Source organism: Stenotrophomonas sp. 220_Sma, assembly GCF_056487375.1.
In genome coordinates, this window is the sequence record NZ_CM151348.1 from 3,904,765 (window position 1) to 3,922,426 (window position 17,662).

The 17,662-nt window shown below is 67.4% G+C and carries 15 protein-coding genes; 8 read left to right on the forward strand and 7 right to left on the reverse strand.

Features of this window, described 5'->3' with window-relative positions; translation table 11 throughout:
- The first annotated feature begins 24 nt into the window (after window positions 1-24).
- From thiS to ACZLIB_RS18330, 4 genes are all read left to right on the forward strand, one after another.
- Window positions 25-225 (forward strand): sulfur carrier protein ThiS, encoded by a 201-nt coding sequence (gene thiS, locus ACZLIB_RS18315; protein ID WP_125892724.1) that lies wholly within the window; start codon window positions 25-27, stop codon window positions 223-225.
- 153 nt (window positions 226-378) lie between these two features.
- Window positions 379-1,173, forward strand: a complete 795-nt coding sequence (locus ACZLIB_RS18320; RefSeq protein ID WP_010481470.1) for a thiazole synthase — start codon at window positions 379-381, stop codon at window positions 1,171-1,173.
- Window positions 1,173-1,907 (forward strand): tRNA (guanosine(46)-N7)-methyltransferase TrmB, encoded by a 735-nt coding sequence (gene trmB / locus ACZLIB_RS18325; protein ID WP_010481468.1) that lies wholly within the window; start codon window positions 1,173-1,175, stop codon window positions 1,905-1,907. Before ACZLIB_RS18320 ends, trmB begins: the two co-directional genes overlap by 1 nt.
- A 27-nt stretch (window positions 1,908-1,934) precedes the next feature.
- The gene (locus ACZLIB_RS18330; protein ID WP_010481466.1) at window positions 1,935-3,782 is read left to right on the forward strand and encodes an SLC13 family permease; all 1,848 of its coding nucleotides are present in this window, start codon (window positions 1,935-1,937) and stop codon (window positions 3,780-3,782) included.
- Window positions 3,783-4,124: 342 nt separating this feature from the next.
- Here ACZLIB_RS18330 and ACZLIB_RS18335 read toward each other — a convergent pair whose 3' ends face one another.
- Window positions 4,125-4,460 carry a Rieske (2Fe-2S) protein gene (locus tag ACZLIB_RS18335; protein WP_478468363.1) on the reverse strand — a complete coding sequence of 112 codons (336 nt, stop codon included), beginning with the start codon at window positions 4,458-4,460 and terminating at the stop codon, window positions 4,125-4,127.
- Between the two features lie 178 nt (window positions 4,461-4,638).
- Between ACZLIB_RS18335 and ACZLIB_RS18340 the strand changes: the two genes are divergently transcribed.
- From ACZLIB_RS18340 to ACZLIB_RS18355, 4 genes are all read left to right on the forward strand, one after another.
- Window positions 4,639-4,920, forward strand: a complete 282-nt coding sequence (locus tag ACZLIB_RS18340; RefSeq protein ID WP_005410817.1) for a hypothetical protein — start codon at window positions 4,639-4,641, stop codon at window positions 4,918-4,920.
- A gap of 75 nt (window positions 4,921-4,995) precedes the next feature.
- Window positions 4,996-5,712 carry a fumarylacetoacetate hydrolase family protein gene (locus ACZLIB_RS18345; protein ID WP_478468364.1) on the forward strand — a complete coding sequence of 239 codons (717 nt, stop codon included), beginning with the start codon at window positions 4,996-4,998 and terminating at the stop codon, window positions 5,710-5,712.
- A gap of 55 nt (window positions 5,713-5,767) precedes the next feature.
- The gene (gene mscL, locus ACZLIB_RS18350) at window positions 5,768-6,172 is read left to right on the forward strand and encodes a large-conductance mechanosensitive channel protein MscL (RefSeq protein WP_032130206.1); all 405 of its coding nucleotides are present in this window, start codon (window positions 5,768-5,770) and stop codon (window positions 6,170-6,172) included.
- A gap of 242 nt (window positions 6,173-6,414) precedes the next feature.
- Entirely contained in the window at window positions 6,415-7,836 is a 1,422-nt protein-coding gene (locus ACZLIB_RS18355) for a M28 family peptidase (protein WP_478468365.1), read from the forward strand.
- 146 nt (window positions 7,837-7,982) lie between these two features.
- On the opposite strand, the gene ACZLIB_RS18360 is transcribed toward ACZLIB_RS18355, so the two are convergent.
- The 6 genes from ACZLIB_RS18360 to ACZLIB_RS18385 all read right to left on the reverse strand — a co-directional run bounded on the left by ACZLIB_RS18360 (window position 7,983) and on the right by ACZLIB_RS18385 (window position 17,608).
- On the reverse strand, window positions 7,983-8,816 hold the full coding sequence (locus tag ACZLIB_RS18360) for a TrmH family RNA methyltransferase (RefSeq protein ID WP_478468366.1): 834 nt from the start codon (window positions 8,814-8,816) through the stop codon (window positions 7,983-7,985).
- The gene (locus tag ACZLIB_RS18365) at window positions 8,809-10,329 is read right to left on the reverse strand and encodes an alanine/glycine:cation symporter family protein (protein ID WP_032130211.1); all 1,521 of its coding nucleotides are present in this window, start codon (window positions 10,327-10,329) and stop codon (window positions 8,809-8,811) included. Before ACZLIB_RS18365 ends, ACZLIB_RS18360 begins: the two co-directional genes overlap by 8 nt.
- 178 nt (window positions 10,330-10,507) lie before the next feature.
- Window positions 10,508-11,047: a GNAT family N-acetyltransferase gene (locus tag ACZLIB_RS18370; protein ID WP_107432154.1), complete on the reverse strand. Its 540-nt coding sequence runs from the start codon at window positions 11,045-11,047 to the stop codon at window positions 10,508-10,510.
- Window positions 11,040-14,165, reverse strand: coding sequence for an efflux RND transporter permease subunit (locus tag ACZLIB_RS18375; RefSeq protein WP_478468367.1), 3,126 nt, complete (start codon window positions 14,163-14,165; stop codon window positions 11,040-11,042). The genes ACZLIB_RS18370 and ACZLIB_RS18375 overlap by 8 nt, the downstream gene beginning before the upstream one ends.
- Window positions 14,162-15,268: an efflux RND transporter periplasmic adaptor subunit gene (locus ACZLIB_RS18380; RefSeq protein WP_071228524.1), complete on the reverse strand. Its 1,107-nt coding sequence runs from the start codon at window positions 15,266-15,268 to the stop codon at window positions 14,162-14,164. The genes ACZLIB_RS18375 and ACZLIB_RS18380 overlap by 4 nt, the downstream gene beginning before the upstream one ends.
- Window positions 15,269-15,544: 276 nt before the next feature.
- Window positions 15,545-17,608, reverse strand: a complete 2,064-nt coding sequence (locus tag ACZLIB_RS18385) for a TonB-dependent copper receptor (RefSeq protein WP_478468368.1) — start codon at window positions 17,606-17,608, stop codon at window positions 15,545-15,547.
- Window positions 17,609-17,662: the final 54 nt, after the last annotated feature.

The following is a 17,662-nucleotide window of genomic DNA, read 5'->3' on the forward strand; positions in this document are numbered from 1 at the left end:
CGGGCTATCAGCGACAATGCAGGGATGAACATCCAGCTCAACGGCGAACCCCGCACCCTGCCCGCCTCGGCGACCCTCCACGACCTGCTTGAGGCCGAGCAGCTGCTGCAGCGCCGGGTGGCGGTGGAGGTCAACGGCGAGATCGTCAGCCGCAGCCGCCATGGCGAGCATGTCCTGGTTGAAGGCGACGTGGTGGAGATCGTGCACGCGCTGGGCGGGGGCTGAGGCCATCCCGGGCAGTGCCGGCCGCTGGCCGGCAATCCGACGCTGTCAGGCACCCTGCATCTGCCGGCCAGCGGCCGGCACTAACCCTACCCATCCACGGCCTGCACGCCATTGCGTGATCCCATCTTCAGGCGGATAAGCGATAATCGCGCCATGAACGTTCATGTCTCCCCCGATTCGCTGGTGATCGCCGGCAAGACCTATGGCTCGCGGCTGCTCACCGGCACCGGCAAGTTCAAGGATCTGGAAGAAACCCGCCTGGCCACCGAGGCTGCAGGCGCCCAGATCGTCACCGTGGCCATCCGCCGCACCAACATCGGGCAGAACCCGGGCGAGCCGAACCTGCTCGACGTGCTGCCGCCGGAGCGCTACACCATCCTGCCCAACACCGCCGGCTGCTACACCGCCGAAGACGCGGTGCGCACCTGCCGGCTGGCGCGCGAACTGCTGGACGGCCACAACCTGACCAAGCTGGAAGTGCTGGGCGACCAGAAGTCGCTGTACCCGGACGTGGTGCAGACCCTCAAGGCCGCCGAACAGCTGGTCAAGGACGGCTTCGAGGTGATGGTCTACACCTCCGACGACCCGATCCTGGCCAAGCGCCTGGAAGAGATCGGCTGCGCTGCAGTGATGCCGCTGGCTGCGCCGATCGGTTCGGGCCTGGGCATCCAGAACAAGTACAACCTGCTGCAGATCATCGAAGACGCCAAGGTGCCGATCATCGTCGACGCCGGCGTGGGCACCGCGTCGGATGCGGCGATCGCGATGGAGCTGGGCTGCGACGGCGTGCTGATGAACACCGCCATTGCCGGTGCGCGCAGCCCGGTGCTGATGGCCAGCGCCATGCGCAAGGCGGTCGAGGCCGGCCGCGAGGCCTTCCTGGCCGGGCGCATCCCGCGCAAGCGCTACGCCAGCGCCTCCTCCCCGGTGGATGGGTTGATCGGCTGATGACCAATCCCTTCGACAGCGCCGGTTCCAAGGCCCCGCCCAAGCCCTTCACCGTGAGCGAGGGCCGCCGCGAGGTGCGCAGCTTCGTGTTGCGCCAGGGCCGCTTCACCCCCGCCCAGCAGCGCGCGTTCGACGAGCGCTGGCCGCGCTTCGGCATCGACTACAACGGCCAGCCGCGTGATCTGGACGCCACCTTCGGCCGCCCGGCGCACAAGGTGCTGGAAATCGGCTTCGGCAACGGTGCCGCGCTGCGCTTCGCCGCCCAGCATGATCCGTCGCGTGACTACATCGGCATCGAAGTGCACGCGCCCGGCGTGGGTCGCCTGCTGAACGCGCTGGCCGACGACAACGCCGACCACGTGCGCCTGTACCACCACGATGCGGTGGAAGTGCTGCAGAACGAGATCGCCGATGGCGCGCTGGATGAAGTGCGCATCTACTTCCCGGACCCGTGGCACAAGAAGCGCCACAACAAGCGCCGCCTGCTGCAGCCTGCATTTGCCGAGCTGCTGGTGCGCAAGCTGCGCCCGGGCGGCCGCCTGCACTGCGCCACCGACTGGGAAGACTACGCCGAGCAGATGTGGGACGTGCTCGACGCCACCGCTGGCCTGGTCAACCGCGCCGGCCCGCGTGGCAGCGTGCCGCGCCCGGACTGGCGGCCGCAGACGCACTTCGAGACCCGCGGCCAGAAGCTCGGTCACGGCGTCTGGGACCTGCTGTACGACCGCACCTGACGATCGCCTGAGGACACCGCGCCCCACATGGATACCGCGCTGACGCTGACCAACGACATGAAGCTCGTGCTCGGGCTGGTCGGCTTCACGATGGCGATGTTCCTGTTCGAGCGCATCCGCGCCGACGTGGTCGCGCTGGTGGTCCTGGTGGTGCTCGGTGTCACCGGGCTGATCGCGCCGGAGGAAATCTTCGGCGGCTTCTCCGGTAACGCGGTGATGAGCATCATCGCCACCACCATCCTCGGTGCGGGCCTGGACCGCACCGGGGCGCTGAACCGGCTGGCCGCCTGGCTGTTGCGGCGCGGCCATGGTGTCGAGCAGCGGCTGCTGATGATGACCACGGCCATTGCCGGCCTGAATTCCTCTTTCATGCAGAACCCGTCGGTGATGGCGCTGTACCTGCCGGTCGCCTCGCGACTGGCAGCGCGCACCGGGTTGACCCTGCAGCGCCTGCTGCTGCCCATTTCGGCGGCAATCGTGATGGGTGGTGCGCTGACCATGGTCGGCAATTCACCGTTGATCCTGCTGAACGATCTACTGGCCTCGGCCAACAACAACCTGCCTTCCGGCCTGGCCACGATCGAGCCGCTGCGCATGTTCGCGCCGCTGCCGATCGGCGTGGCGCTGCTGATCGCTTCGCTGCTGTATTTCCGCTACTACGGCGACCGCAAGCTGATCGAAGAAGAGAACCTGGTCAACGACGGGGTCACGCCCGCGCGCACCGAGAGCTACTTCGCCAAGACCTATGGCATCGAAGGCGATGTATTCGAGCTGGTGGTCAGTGCCGAAAGCCCGCTGGTGGGCATGACCCTGGGCGAGGCCGAGAACCTGCACGATGCCCCGCTGCTGCTGGCCCTGAAAACCGGCAATGACACCCGCCTGGCGCCACCGGCGGAGATGCGCATCTGGGTCGGCAGCGTGCTCGGCGCGATGGGCCCGCGTGAGCAGATCAACGATTTCGCGCAGAACCAGTTCCTGCGCATGTCTTCGCGGCTGAAGCACCTGGGCGACCTGTTCAACCCCAGCCGCGCCGGCATTTCCGAAGCGGTGGTGCCGCCGACCTCGAACGTGATCGGCAAGAGCGCGGCCGATCTGCGCCTGCGCAAGGAGCGCGGCATCAGCCTGCTGGCGATCAACCGCGACAAGCAGGTGATCCGCGAGGACGTGCGCGACGTGCAGCTGCGCGCCGGCGACATGCTGGTCTTCCACAGCATCTGGACCGACCTGGCGCAGGCCGCCCGCAGCCGTGACTTCGTGGTGGTGACCGACTACCCGACCGGCGAGCAGCGCCCGCACAAGTTCAAGATCGCGATGGCGATCTTCGCCTTGACCATCCTGATCGCGCTGACCAGCAAGCTGCCGGTGGCGCTGACGCTGATGACCGGCGTGGCCGGCATGCTGCTGACCGGCGTGCTGCGCATGGACGAGGCCTACGCCTCGATCAACTGGAAGACGGTGTTCATGATGGCCGGGCTGATCCCGCTCGGCTGGGCGATGGATTCCAGTGGCGCGGCGGCATGGGTGGCCGGCCATACCATCGACAAGCTACCCACCGGTATTCCGGTATGGGTACTGGAGGTGGCGCTGGCGCTGCTGACCACGGCGTTCTCGCTGGTCATCAGCCATGTGGGCGCCACCATCGTGATGGTGCCCATTGCGGTGAACCTTGCGCTGGCGGCGGGCGGCAACCCGACGGCGTTCGCGCTGATCGTGGCGCTGTCGGCGTCCAACAACCTGATGACGGCCTCCAACCCGGTGATTTCGATGATCACCGGCCCGGCCAACTACACCCCGCGCGAGATGTGGCGGGTCGGCGGCCCGCTGTCGCTGATCTACACCTGCGTGGTGGTGCTGATGATCAACCTGATGTTCTGAGGGTTGGGTTTGTTGGCAGGGCTGCGCCCTGCACCTGCAGAGGCCAAAGCAACGGCAACGGCAAAAGCGTGCATTTCGTGGGATGGCGGGGTGGGTCCGGTTGCGGGGGACGCCGTAAACCCGTCCGTGGGGGCTTGGCCGCGGCATCCATGCCGCGGACACCCCCGCAACCGGACCCACCCCGCCTTCGACAGATTGCCGCGAGCTGTCGAAACGGCATTCTGTGCTGCTGTTGGTAGGTGTCGACCTTGGTCGACACGGTAGATCCACGCCATGCGTGGATGGATCTCTGGATATCTGTTGATCCGGTGGGTGCGGACCGTTGGTCCGCACACCGATAGGTCAGGCCAGGTAGATTTGCCCGTCGCGCACATCCACCGGCACGGCGCGCAGGCGATCGCCCTTGCAGGGGCCGGCGATGCAGTCGCCGCTGTCCAGCGCGAACGAAGCGCCGTGGGCGGCGCACACCAGGTGGCCTTCGCGGCTCTTCAGGAACTGGCCCGGCGCCCAGTCCAGGCGACGGCCGGCGTGCGGGCATATGTTCAGGAACGCACGCACCTGCGCGCCATCGCGGTACAGCACCAGCGATTCGGCATCGCCATCAACCACCGCTTCGACCTCGGCAAACGCGCCGTCGGCAATGGCATCAAGGGCGATCAGGGCAGCAGCGACAGTCATGGCGAAGGCTCGGACAGTAAACGCGCATTGTCGCACGCCCACTCAGGTGACTGGCTGCAACATGAACACAAGTCATTGATTCGTAATAAGCACAGGCTATATTTAACGAGTTTTTCACTCAATGACAGTGGCACGTCCCGATACTCTGGTTTCGCTGATCCCAGCCTATCGAGCCGCCATGTTCAATCGCGCATCCGCCTTCAACCAGTTCCGCACCCTGTTCGCGCCGCGCAAGCCGCGTCACCCGCTGGTGCGCGTTGCCGTGGGCCTGCTTGGCCTGGCGATCCTGGCGGCGATGGTGTTCATCGGCGTGTTCGTCGGTGCGGCGATGATCCTGGTCGGCCTGGCGTGGAAGCTGCTGGCCTCGCGCAAGCCGGGCGTTGCCCGTCCGGTCGATCCGACCGTGGTCGAAGGCGAGTACCGCGTGGTGCGCAAGCCGGTGCTGCCGGCCTCGCGTTGATCCACGCCCTCCGCGCCCGCTGACGGCGGGCGCCATGCGTTCTAGACTGCGGGCACGCCCTTCCTGGATGCCCGCATGTCCGATGTCTCCGATGTGATCCCTGCCGTAGCCCTGCCGCGTGTGCCGGTAGCCGGTGGCGGCAGCTTCCCCGTGCACCGTATCTACTGCGTCGGCCGCAACTTCGCCGACCATGCCCGCGAAATGGGCGCAGCAGTGCCGGCGGCCGACGATCGCGGCCGTCCGATGTTCTTCAGCAAGCCGGCCGATGCGATCGTGGTCGGCCACGACGATGCCATTCCCTATCCCCCGGCAACCGCCAACCTGCACCACGAAGTGGAGCTGGTGGTGGCGATTGGCCGTGACGCGCCCGTGGGCGAGCTGGCCATGGCCGACGCCGAGGCGCTGGTCTACGGCTATGCCGTGGGACTGGACCTGACCCGCCGCGACCTGCAGGCCGCCGCCAAGGACAAGGGCCATCCGTGGGATGCAGCCAAGGGCTTCGATGCCTCGGCACCGATCAGCGAGATTGTCCATGCCGCTGAAGTGGGCGACCTGGCCGCGCTGAACCTGTCGCTGGAGGTCAACGGCGAAGTGCGCCAGCAGGCGCTGCTGGACCAGATGATCTGGAACGTGCCGGAGATCCTGCATGAGCTGTCCAAGCTGTGGCAGCTGCGTGCCGGCGACCTGGTGTTCATGGGTACCCCGTCCGGAGTGGCCGCGCTGAAGCCCGGCGACCGCTTCAGTGCCCGCCTGGAAAACGTGGCCGAGCGCCACGGCGTGATCGCCGGCTGACATCACCTGCGCTACCCTGCGCGCTGTCCACTTCCCCCACCGGAGAAAAACAACAATGGGAATGCTCACCGAGTTCAAGGAATTCGCGATGCGCGGCAACGTCATCGACCTCGCCGTCGGCGTGGTGATCGGCGCGGCCTTCGGCAAGATCGTGACCGCACTGGTCGAGAAGATCATCATGCCGCCGCTGGGCATGCTGATCGGCAAGGTGGATTTCTCGCAGTTGGCGTGGACGTTGTCACCGGCCAGCATCGGTGCCGACGGCAAGGAAATCCCGGCCGTGGTGATCGGCTACGGTGACTTCATCAATACGCTGATCCAGTTCGTGATCGTGGCCTTCGCCATCTTCCTGGTGGTCAAGACGATCAACCGCCTGTCGCGCAAGCAGGAAGCCGCCCCGGCCGCACCGGCCGAGGAAGTGGTGCTGCTGCGCGAGATCCGCGACAGCCTGAAGAAATGAGGGTGCTGGGCGCCGACTGGCGCCCCCCCCATCTGTAGAGTCGAGCCATGCTCGACTGGGCGAAATGAAGCAGTCGAGCATGGCTCGACTCTACATAAGCATGTGAAAGCCCCGCCCCGGCGGGGCTTTCGCTTTGCCGGTCATGGCGGAAAACAGCGTTCGCGCCAGCCATGACCTCCCGCCCATGCGCCGGGCTGAACGACTGTTAAGCTCCAAGGCTTGGTCCCTTCCCGGAGCTGTCCATGCGTCGCCGCGTCCTTGCCATCGCATCCTCCCTCGCCCTGCTGGCCGCCCCGGCCTTCGCGGCGCCGCATACCACCACCCTGCCCCCGGCGTCGCTGTCCACCGCTGCGCAGCTGCGCGACCAGGCGCTGGCTGACGACACCGGCTGGAAGGTGGTTGAATCGCTCACCACCGAAATCGGCCCGCGCATCGCCGGCAGCGAGGCCGACGCCCGCGCCGTGGCCTGGGCCGAAGCCAAGTTCAAGGCCCTCGGCTTCGACAAGGTATGGAAGGAACCGGTGACGTTCCCGAAGTGGGAGCGCCGCAGTGAACACGCCGCGGTGACCGGCAGGAATGCGCAGCCGCTGCAGATCACGGCGCTGGGTGGCAGCCCGGGCGGCACCGTTGAAGCCGAAGTGGTCCGCTTCGCCGACCTGGCCGCACTGCAGGCCGCACCGGCCGGTTCGCTGAAGGGCAAGATCGCGTTCGTCGATTACCAGATGCTGCCGTTCCGCGATGGCCGCGACTATGGCCGTGGTGGCGCGATCCGCAGCAAGGGCCCGTCCGAAGCAATTCGCAAGGGCGCGGTCGGTTTCCTGATGCGCTCGGCCGGTACCGACTCGCACCGCGTGCCGCACACCGGCATCACCCGTTTCGATGACGGCCTGACCCCGGTGCCGTCTGCAGCACTGTCGGTGCCCGACGCCGACCAGCTGGCCCGCCTGCTGGCCCGCGGCAGCACCACGGTGAAGGTGGCGCTGGACTGCGGTTGGGATGGCACCGCCACCTCGTACAACGTGATCGGTGAGATCACCGGCCGCAGCCTGCCGAAGGAAGTGGTGGTGATCGGCGGCCACCTGGATTCCTGGGACCTGGGCACCGGCGCGGTGGATGACGGCGCAGGCGTGGGCATCACCATGGCCGCCGGCCACCTGATCGGCCAGCTCAAGCAGGCGCCGAAGCGCACCATCCGCGTGATCGCCTTCGCCAACGAAGAACAGGGCCTGTACGGCGGCAAGGCCTACGCCGAGGCGCATGCCAAGGACGTGGCCCTGCACCAGCTGGCGGCCGAGAGTGACTTCGGTGCCGGCCGCATCTATGCCTTCAATACCGGTTCGCCGAACCCGGAAGGCTCGCGCGAAGCGACGAAGCAGATTGCCGAAGTGATGAAGCCGCTGGGCATCGAGTACCAGGCCGACAAGGGTGGCCCGGGCCCGGACGTCGGCCCGTTGGCCGCCAAGGGTGGCGCGTGGGCATGGCTGGCGCAGGACGGCTCGGACTACTTCCACCTGCACCACACCGCCGACGACACGCTGGACAAGATCGACCCGAAGGCGCTGGCGCAGAACGTGGCCGCGTACACCGTGTTCGCGTACCTGGCCGCGGAAGCCGATGGCAGCTTCGGCAGCGAGGCCAAGGCGACCACGCCGCCGAACGAGTGATGCGGTAGCGCCGGGCCATGCCCGGCGAACGCAGCGGGAAGGGCGGTGCGAACCAAGGTTCGCACCCACCACTGCAGATCCTGCACCGGGAACCGGACGGGGTCAGATCCCTCGCCTTGGCAAGGGATCTGACCGCGCGCAGAGGTTCAATCGCGGCGGCTCGCCCACTGTGCCAGCAGCACGGCCGTGGCCGAGGCCACGTTCAGGCTTTCCACCGCGCCGCTGCCGGGAATCGACAGCTGCTGGTCACACTGACTGGCGAGCCCGCGGTCCATGCCCTCGCCTTCGGCGCCCATCACGTACACCAACCGTTCCGGCAGCGACGCACGGAACACGTCGTCGCCACCATCAACGAGGGTCGCGGCCAGCCCGAAGCCGGCCGCACGCAGCTGCGCCATCGCCTGGGCGGTCTCCGGCAACTGCACCAGCGGCACCGACTCCGCACCACCTTCGGCCACGCGCGCAGCGGCACCGGACAGCGCCAGCGTGCTGCCAGCCGGCAGCAGCAGCGCCTTGACGCCGAAGTGCGCGGCCGAGCGCAGGATCGCACCGAAGTTGTGCGGATTGCCGACACCGTCCAGCCACAGCGCCATTGCCGGGCCTTCGCCCAGATCCTCCAGCCACTGCGCCAGCGGCACGACGGGCGCGCGCAGCACGTCGGCCACCAGGCCTTCGTGGTGCGTGGTAGCGGCCAGTTTGTTGAGGTCGCCCTCCTCCACCACGCGGTAGCCCACACGGTTGGCCACGCACCACTTCAACACCGGCTGCATGCGCGGAATCAGCGCGTCCACCAGGTACAGCTTGCGCAGCGCCTGCGGGCGCTTGGCGAACAGGGCCTGCACGGCGTTCCAGCCATACAGGCGCAGTTCGTCATTGCCACGCCCCGGCGGTGGCGGGGTGCCGCCCTCACGCGGTGGCAGCGGGGTGGCCCGCGGCGGTCGCGACGACGGGCGGCGGGCGTTCTTCCAGGGATCATTCACTACGGGACAACTCCAGCTTGCGTTGACGCCAGAAATCGGCGTTCTTGATGCCCAGGGCATCGGGGTCGAAGATCGGATCGAGGCCGAGCTTCTTCTGTCGTTCGTAATCACGCAGGGCCAGCATGGCCGGCTTCTGGATGATGAGGATGGCAATGATGTTCAGCCAGGCCATCAGGCCCACGCCGATGTCACCCAGCGCCCAGGCCAGGGTTGCATTATGGAACGCGCCGAACACCACCATGCCGATGATGCCCAGGCGCAGCACCAGCACGGTCAGCGGTCGCTTCTTGTTGTGGTTCACATAGCTGAGATTGGTCTCGGCCATGTAGTAGTACGCCATGATGGTGGTGAAGGCGAAGAAGAAGATGGCGATGGACACGAACGCCGAACCCCAGCCCGGCAGCACGGCTTCCACACCCGCCTGGGCGTAGCCCGCGCCTTCCGGAATGCCGGCCAGGCCCTGGAAGATCGGCGGGGCGCCGGCACCTGCCGGCGAGTACACGTTGTAGGTGCCGCTGGCCAGGATCAGGAACGCGGTGGCGGTGCACACCATCATGGTGTCGAAGTAGATGGCGAAGGCCTGCACGTAGCCCTGCTTGGCCGGGTGCGAGACTTCCGAGGCGGCTGCCGCGTGCGGGCCCGAGCCCTGGCCGGCTTCGTTGGCGTAGATGCCGCGCTTGATGCCCCACTCCACCGCCAGGCCCATCATCGCGCCGAACGCGGCGTGGGTGCCGAAGGCGCTGCTGAAGATGATGTTGAACATCTCCGGCACACGGTCGTAGTTGATGATCATGATGACAATGGCCATCAGGATGAAGCCGGCTGCCATGAACGGCACCACCACTTCGGCGAAGTTGGCGATGCGCTTGACGCCACCGAAGATCACCACGCCCAGCAGCAGCGCCACCACGATGCCGATGCCCAGCTTCAGCGCCTGCACCGACTCCATGCCGAAGGCCTGGCCATCGAGCGGGCCGCACAGTGCGGTGCCACGGCAGGCGTTGATGATGCTGTCGGCGATGGCATTGGCCTGCACGCCGGGCATCAGGAAGCCGGCGGCAATGATCGTGGCGATGGCGAAGGCCAGCGCGTACCACTTCAGGCCCATGGCCTTTTCGATGTAGTACGCCGGGCCACCACGGTAACGGCCTTCGGCGTCCTTGGTCTTGTAGATCTGTGCCAGCGTACATTCCACGTACGAGGTGGATGCGCCGAGGAAGCCCATCACCCACATCCAGAAGATCGCACCGGGGCCGCCGAAGGCGATGGCGGTGGCCACGCCGGCGATGTTGCCGATACCCATGCGCCCGGCCATCGACATGGCCAGGGCCTGGAAGGACGACACACCGGCGTCGGATTTCTCACCCTTGACGGTGAGGCGGCACATCTCGAGGAAGCCGCGGATCTGCATGAAGCGCGTGCGCAGGCTGAAGAACAGGCCGGCGCCCAGGCACACGAAGATCAGTGCCTTGCTCCAGATGATGCTGTTGATGAAATGTACGGTAGCTTCCACGCGCGCTCTCTCCAGTCGGCGGGTTGTGAGGACGTCCCGTCGGCTGGAGGGGACCGGTCGATTCTCCCTGATCGAAGGCCGCTGCGGTAGCGCTGTGTTGTAGAGCCGAGCCCATGCTCGGCGTGGTGATGACGGCGGCTGAGCACGGCCTCGGCTCTACCGCGGCCGGCCCGCGTGTTCAGGGCAGCTGCGTGCGCACCCGGGCGAAGCGGCGCAGGTCGTGCAGCACCCCGCGCTTGTAGACCGCGCAGCGGTCCACGCCTTCTTCCTGGAAGCCGTTCTTTTCCAGCACCCGGGCCGAGCCGAGGTTGAAGTCGACCACCCCGGCCTGCAGCCTGAACAGGCGCAGCTCGTCCATCACCCAGGGTGCGAACAGGCCGACCACCCGGGTCATCAGCCCCTGGCCCCAGTAGGCCTGGCCCAGCCAGTAGCCCAGTTCCGCCATGTGCCCGCGCTCGGCACTGCCCTGCTGGGCCCCGACGCTGCCGCAGGCCTGGCCGTCGATCTCGATGGCCAGGTTCAGGGTGCCAGGGGCCAGCACGCGACCGGCGAGGAAGGCCTCGCCATCCTCGCGCGTGTACGGGTAAGGGAAACGATCACGCAGGCCCCGCGATACCTCGGCGTCGTTGGCATGGCGCAGCAGCGATTCCAGATCATCCGGGCGCCAGGGGCGCAGTTGGAAGCCGTCGCCTCGCAGCACGGTGGTCGGATCAGGCATGACCACCCACCGAGGGCGACTCCGCCTCCTGCTTCTCCAACTCGCGCTTCACCGCTTCCGGCGAGCGCGTGTACGGCGCCAGCCGCGCGTAGAACGCCGGCACCACGAACAGCGACAGGAACGTCGAGAGGGTCACACCGAAGATGATCACGATGCCGATGGTGCCACGGCTGGCCGAACCGGGGCCACCGGCCACCACCAGCGGAATCGCACCGACCACGGTGGCGATCGAGGTCATCAGGATCGGGCGCAGGCGCACCATCGCCGATTCGATGATCGCCTCGCGCACGGTTCTTCCGTCGTCACGCAGCTGATTGGCGAATTCAACAATGAGGATGCCGTTCTTCGCGGCCAGGCCGACCAGCATGACGATGCCGATCTGGCTGAACAGGTTCACGGTACCGCCACTCACCCACAACCCGACCAACGCGCCGAGCACGCCCAGCGGCACGGTCAGCATGATGGTGAGCGGGTGGATGAAGCTCTCGAACTGCGCGGCCAGCACCAGGTACACCACCAGCAGCGCCATGGCGAAGGTCAGCAGCACCGCGCCACCGGCACTCTGGTATTCGCGCGATTCACCCTTCCAGTTCACCTGTGCGTACTGCGGCAGCTCCTCGCGCGTGACCTGCTGCGCCCAGGCAATGGCTTCACCCAGCGGATAGCCCGGCGCCAGGCCCGCGTTGATGGTGATCGAGCGCAGGCGATTGAAGCGGTTCAGGGTGCCGGCCTCGGCCACCTCACTCAGCGTGACCAGGTTGGACAGCGGCACCAGCTCGCCGGACGTCGCGCGCACGCGGATGGCGGCCAGGTCGGCCGGGCTGGCACGGCCATCGCGACCGGCCTGCACCAGCACGTCGTACTCTTCGCCGTTGTCGACGAAGGTGGTGACGCGGCGCGAACCCATCATGGTTTCCAGTGCCGAACCGATCGCGGTGACCGGCACGCCGAGGTCGGCCGCACGCTGGCGGTCGATGTTGACCCGCATCTGCGGCCGCGTTTCCTTGTAATCCGAGTCCGGACCGACCAGGCCGGGGTTGTCGGCCATGCGCAGCAGGATACGGTCGCGCCACTGCGCGATCTCGGCATATTCCGGGCCGCCCAGCACGATCTGGAACGGCTGCCCGCCGCTGCGCACCAGGCCACCGCCCACCTGCGTACGCACGCGCACGCCGCGGATGGTGTCCAGTTCCTTCTGCAGTTCGTTGGCCACTTCCGGCGTGCCTTCGCTGCGCTGGCGCCACGGCTGCAGGAAGATGCTGACGCGGCCGGTATGCATTTCCTCGCTGGCGCCCCAGCCACCCGGCACGCGCGGGTTGGCGCGCACGATTGGCTTGTCCGGGCCGACATGCGGTGCCAGCATCGCTTCCACCTGCTGCACCTGCTGCACGGTGTAGTCGTAGCCGGCGCCTTCCGGGCCGTCGATCATGATCTGGAACGAACCGCGGTCTTCGGCCGGCGCCAGTTCCGACGGCAGCAGCTTGAGCAGGCCCCAGCTGGCGGCCAGTGCAGCCACCATCACCAGCAGGTAGATCCAGGTGCGGTCCACGTGGTGGTCGAGCACCCGCCCATAGGCCCCTGCCAGGCGCTCCAGGTTGCGGTTGACGAAGCCATGCAGGCCACGCGGCGCGTGCCCGGTGTGCGGCTTGAGCAGCTTGGAGGCCATCATCGGCGTCAGCGTCAGCGCCACGAAGGCGGACAATGCCACCGCGGCGGCCAGCGCTACCGCCAGCTCACGGAACAGGCGCCCGGTGTTGCCTTCCAGGAAACCGACCGGCAGGAATACCGCCACCAGCACGGCGGTGGTAGCAATCACCGCGAAGGCGACCTGCGCGGTGCCGCGCTTGGACGCCACCAGCGGGGGTTCGCCCAGATCGATGCGGCGCTGCACGTTCTCCACCACCACGATCGCATCGTCCACCACCAGGCCGATGCACAGCACCAAGGCAAGCAGGGTCAGCAGGTTGATCGAGAAGTCGAACGCATACAGCGCGATGAACGCCGCGACCAGGCAGACCGGCACGGTCACCGCCGGAATCAGCGCAGCGCGGAAGCTGCCGAGGAACAGCCAGATCACTGCCAGCACCAGGATCATCGCCTCCACCAGCGTGGCGTAGACGCGGTCCACCGCGGCTTCGATGAAGGTGGTGTTGTCGAAGGCAACGAAGATCTGCGTGCCCTTGGGCAGCGTCAGCGCGACCCGCTCGGCTTCAGCGCGCGCAGTACGCGCCACGTCCAGCGAGTTGGCGGTGGAGGTCTTGACGATGCCCAGGCCGATGCCCGGCTCGCCGTTGCTGCGGTAGTACGCGCGGCGCTCGGCCGAGGCCAGCTCGATCTTCGCCACATCGCCCATGCGCACCACGTAACCGTCACGCCCCTTGCCCAGCGGGATGGTCGCGAAGTCTTCGGGCTTGATGTAGTTGCGCTCCACGCGCAGGGTGAAATCGCGGTCGGTCGACTCGATGCGGCCGGCCGGCAGTTCCACGTTCTCGTTGCGCAGCGCGGTTTCCACGTCGCCGGTGGTCAGTCCGCGCGCCGCCAGCTGGTCACGGTCCAGCCAGATCCGCATCGCATAGCGCTGGCGGCCGCCGATGCGGACCTGGGCCACGCCATCGAGACTGGAGAAACGATCGACCACGTAGCGGTCGGCGTAGTCGCTCAGCTCCAGCGTGTCCATGGTCGAGGAGACCATGTTGAACCAGATGATCGGGTCGGCATCGCTCTCGACCTTGGCGATCTCCGGCGGACGCGCTTCCTCCGGCATGCGGTCGGCGACGCGGCTGACCGCATCGCGCACATCGTTGGCCGCCGCTTCGATATCGCGGTTGGAGGTGAATTCGATGCTGACCTGCGAGCGGCCGTTGGTGCTGCGCGCGTTGATCGTATCGATGCCTTCGATGCCGGCCAGCGCATCTTCCAGCACCTGGGTAATGCGGCTTTCGATGACCGCGGCCGAAGCGCCGGTGTAATCCACCGATACCGAAACGATCGGCGGATCGATGGCGGGCAGTTCGCGCAGGGTCAGGCGGGTGAAGGACATCACGCCCAGCACCAGCAGCAACAGGCTCATCACCACGGCGAACACCGGCCGCTGGATGGAGATGTCGGACAGCTTCATCCGCCGTGGCCCTCGGCCGCGACCGGCGCCGGTGCATCAGCCGGCTTGGCACCCGTGGCCGGTGCCGCGTCCTTGGCTGCGACCTTCAGGCCCGGGCGCAGCTTGCCGGTGCCATCGACCACGATGCGCTGGCCCGCTTCCAGCCCCTGCCTGATCTCGACCACGCCGGCACGGCGCGCGCCGGTGACCACATCCACGCGTTCGACACTGTCGTCGGCGGTGATGCGGTACACGAAGGTATCGCGACCGACCTGCACCACGGCGATTTCCGGAATCACCAGCGCCGGGCGCTCGGGGTGGAACAGGCGCACGTCCAGCAGCATGCCCGGGCGCAGGGCATGGTCGCCGTTGGCGAAGTCGGCCCGTACGGTCACCGCACGGGTGGCCGGATCGATGCGTGCGTCGACGGTGCTGACCACCCCCTCGAAGGTACGGCCTGGCCACGCCACGCTGGTGGCACTGACCTTGTCACCGACGCCGAGCGCGGCCAGTTCCACTTCCGGCACCTGGAAATCGATGTGCATGTGTTCGATGTCGTCGAGCGTGGCGATCACCGTGGTCGGCGTCAGCAACGTGCCCGGGCTGACCTGGCGGATGCCGAGCACACCGGCGAACGGTGCACGCACGCGGCGGTCACCGATGTCCGACTGCATCTGCGCCACACGCGCCTCGGCGGCATCGCGGATCGATTTCTGCGTATCCAGCGTGGCGCTGGACACCAGCCGCTGCGTGGCCAGCTCGCGCTGGCGCCTGTACAGCTGGTCGGCCTCATGGAAGGTGGCCTGCGCCTGCACCAGCGCGGCCTCCTGGGCCTGCCCGCGCAGGGTCACGATCGGCGCACCAGCGGCAACATGCTGGCCGCTTTCGAAGTGCACCTTCTCGACGATCTCGCTGACCTTGGCGGTGACGCTGATCGATTCGCGCGCCTTGGCCGTACCCAGTGCCTGCAGCGTGTCATTCCACTGCGTGGACTGCACGACCTGCGCGGTGACCGGCACCGCTTCTCCCTGCCGACGGGCGGCGGCCTCCTGTTTGCCCGCGCACCCGGCCAGCACGGCCAGGCTGAGGCCAAGGGCCAGGGTCGAAGCGATGCGAGCCAACATGAACGGTCCTGAGTGATCCACGGCCGCCGAGTGTAGGCAAGCGCCCACAGAAGCGATATGTGCCAAGCGTTTACTGGCGTGGAACCGGCGTCGCGATAGCGCCGTGAACCCGTTCCGTGCAAGGCTGACCGCAGCGGTGTCGGCATGTGTCGAGGTGTATCCAGCCGTGCACCGCAGGCGTTGCCATCGTAGAGTCGAAGCTGCCCGGCAGAGGGCGTCGGGCGGGGGCGGATCCTGGCGGGGATCCGGCCCCGGTTTTTTTTTACACCCGGCGGATCAGTACCGGTAGTTCACCTTCATCCACAGGCTGCGGCCCGGCTCGTTGATGCGCACCGGGTCAGCCGGAAAACCGAAGTCGGCGCTGCCGGCCAGATTCAGGTGCTCGCTGTAGGCACGGTCGAACAGGTTGTCGACGCCCGCGCTGAGCTGCAGCTGCGAACTGAAGCGGTAAGCAGCGTTGAGCGCGAAGGTGGCGAAGCCGGCACTCGGCCCCAGGTCCTGCGCGACCACATTGCCTTGGCCATCTGCCACACGATGCTGGTGGGTCACCGCGCGCAGCAGCGCACCGGCACTCCAGCGCTGGCCTTCCCAGTTCGCGCTCAGGCGTGCTTCCAGTGGTGGCATCTGCGGCAACGGGCGATGCTGGTCGCGGTTCTCACCCCATGCATAGGCCAGCGTGCCGCCCAGCTTCCACTGCTCGGCCATGCTCACTTCCAGGCCCGCCTCGGCACCGGCAATGCGGGCATCGACGTTGCGGGCCTGGCTCATGCCCATCATGCCGCTGCCGTGGTAGGTGAACAGGATGTAGTCCTGGATCTGCCCGGCGTACGCCGACACCCAGGCCTGCACACGGGGCCCCTTGTATTGCATGCCGACATCAAGCTGGGTGGTGCGCTCGGGCTGCACGCCGGTGAACGCGTTCACCGCACCGGCCGGGCCGTGGTTGGGCGAGAACAGCTCCCAGTAGTCGGGCATGCGTTCACTGTGGCCGAGGCCGGCGTACCAGGTCAGGCCATCGGCCAGGTCCTGCTCGTAGCGCAGGAAGCCGCTGCCAAGCCATTCCTTGCGCTGCAGGCCAGCGGTCGGGTTCGGCCGGTTGCCCATCATCCCGCGCACCGACTGCCGCTCATCGCGGACGCTGGCGCGGTCGATGCGCAGGCCGCTGATCCAGCGCTGCTCGGTGCCCGCACCCAGGGTCAACTCGGTGAACACGCCATAGCGGCGGAAGTTGGCATCGGTTTCCCAGGCGGCCTGGCGGTAGGTGTCGCGGCCCATGCCCATGCGGCCACGATGGCGGCTGTCTTCGCCATCCATACCCGCCACCAGCTGCACATCCTGCCAGCGCCACTCGGAACTGACCCGGCCGCCCTGGGTACGGCGATCCACGTTCGACGCCATCGGCATCGGCATCATGCTGTTCGGGTTCGGCGTGCGCAGCGTGTAGTTGTCCATCACATGGTCGGCGTTGTTGTAGTACACGTTGGCCTGCAACGTGTCCCATGCCCCCGGCAGGTTGCGCTTCTCGAAACGCGCCGCGTAGCTGGTGCGTTCGAACGCGGCACCGTCCATGCCACGGCCCGCGTAACGCGCGATCGCATCACCGGCACCGGCGGAAATTTCCAGCAGCGTGTCGGCATCCGGCGTCCAGCCGATGGCCACGTCGCCGTTCCACTTGCGCCACTTCGACGGCACCACGTCACCGTGGCCGTCCTTGTAGTCATCGGCTTCGGAACGGTTGCCGCTGGCGCGTACGTAGCCGGTCGGGTTGCCCAGGGTCAGGTCCAGCACCTGGTCGTTGCGGTTGCGCGAACCGACCAGCGCACTGGCATCGGCACGCAGGCCCGGCTCCTCGAAGCGCGGCGTATCGCGCTCGAAACGCACGGTGCCGGCCGACGCGCCCGCCCCCCAGCGCACGCTCTGCGGGCCCTTGATGATGGTCAGCCGGTCGAAGCTTTCCGGCGCGATGTAGGACAGCGGATTGTCCATGCGCGACGGGCAGGCACCGATCAGGTTGCCATCGTTGCTGAGGATGTTCAGGCGCGAACCGAACATGCCGCGCAGCACCGGGTCACCGTTGGTGCCGCCGTTGCGGATGGCGGAGAAGCCGGGGACGGTCTTCAGGTAATCGGCACCGTCGCTGGCCGGCACCGGCTGCCGCGGCAGGCGCGGATCGGTCACCCAGTGCAACGGGGACGACGGTGCGGCGGCGGTGACCACCATCGTGTCGAGGGTACGTGCCTCTTCGGCAGGCGCAGCGTGGGCCAGTGACGCAGCCACGGCCAGGCCAAGGGCAACCGGCAGGCGCGCGCAGGCGCCCGCGGGGCGGGAAGTCATTTTCATCGGAACAGCTCCAAAGTACGCACGCGCGCACGGCGCCGGGTCAGGCGTCGTGCG

Bases quoted from the DNA above. Each gene is read 5' to 3' on its own strand.
- ACZLIB_RS18370 (WP_107432154.1), bottom strand. From the start codon at position 11,047: ATGCCTGATCCGACCACCGTGCTGCGAGGCGACGGCTTCCAACTGCGC.
- ACZLIB_RS18375 (WP_478468367.1), bottom strand. From the start codon at position 14,165: ATGAAGCTGTCCGACATCTCCATCCAGCGGCCGGTGTTCGCCGTGGTG.
- ACZLIB_RS18355 (WP_478468365.1), top strand. From the start codon at position 6,415: ATGCGTCGCCGCGTCCTTGCCATCGCATCCTCCCTCGCCCTGCTGGCC.
- mscL (WP_032130206.1), top strand. From the start codon at position 5,768: ATGGGAATGCTCACCGAGTTCAAGGAATTCGCGATGCGCGGCAACGTC.
- ACZLIB_RS18340 (WP_005410817.1), top strand. From the start codon at position 4,639: ATGTTCAATCGCGCATCCGCCTTCAACCAGTTCCGCACCCTGTTCGCG.
- thiS (WP_125892724.1), top strand. From the start codon at position 25: ATGAACATCCAGCTCAACGGCGAACCCCGCACCCTGCCCGCCTCGGCG.
- ACZLIB_RS18345 (WP_478468364.1), top strand. From the start codon at position 4,996: ATGTCCGATGTCTCCGATGTGATCCCTGCCGTAGCCCTGCCGCGTGTG.
- ACZLIB_RS18380 (WP_071228524.1), bottom strand. From the start codon at position 15,268: ATGTTGGCTCGCATCGCTTCGACCCTGGCCCTTGGCCTCAGCCTGGCC.
- ACZLIB_RS18320 (WP_010481470.1), top strand. From the start codon at position 379: ATGAACGTTCATGTCTCCCCCGATTCGCTGGTGATCGCCGGCAAGACC.
- trmB (WP_010481468.1), top strand. From the start codon at position 1,173: ATGACCAATCCCTTCGACAGCGCCGGTTCCAAGGCCCCGCCCAAGCCC.
- ACZLIB_RS18335 (WP_478468363.1), bottom strand. From the start codon at position 4,460: ATGACTGTCGCTGCTGCCCTGATCGCCCTTGATGCCATTGCCGACGGC.
- ACZLIB_RS18385 (WP_478468368.1), bottom strand. From the start codon at position 17,608: ATGAAAATGACTTCCCGCCCCGCGGGCGCCTGCGCGCGCCTGCCGGTT.
- ACZLIB_RS18330 (WP_010481466.1), top strand. From the start codon at position 1,935: ATGGATACCGCGCTGACGCTGACCAACGACATGAAGCTCGTGCTCGGG.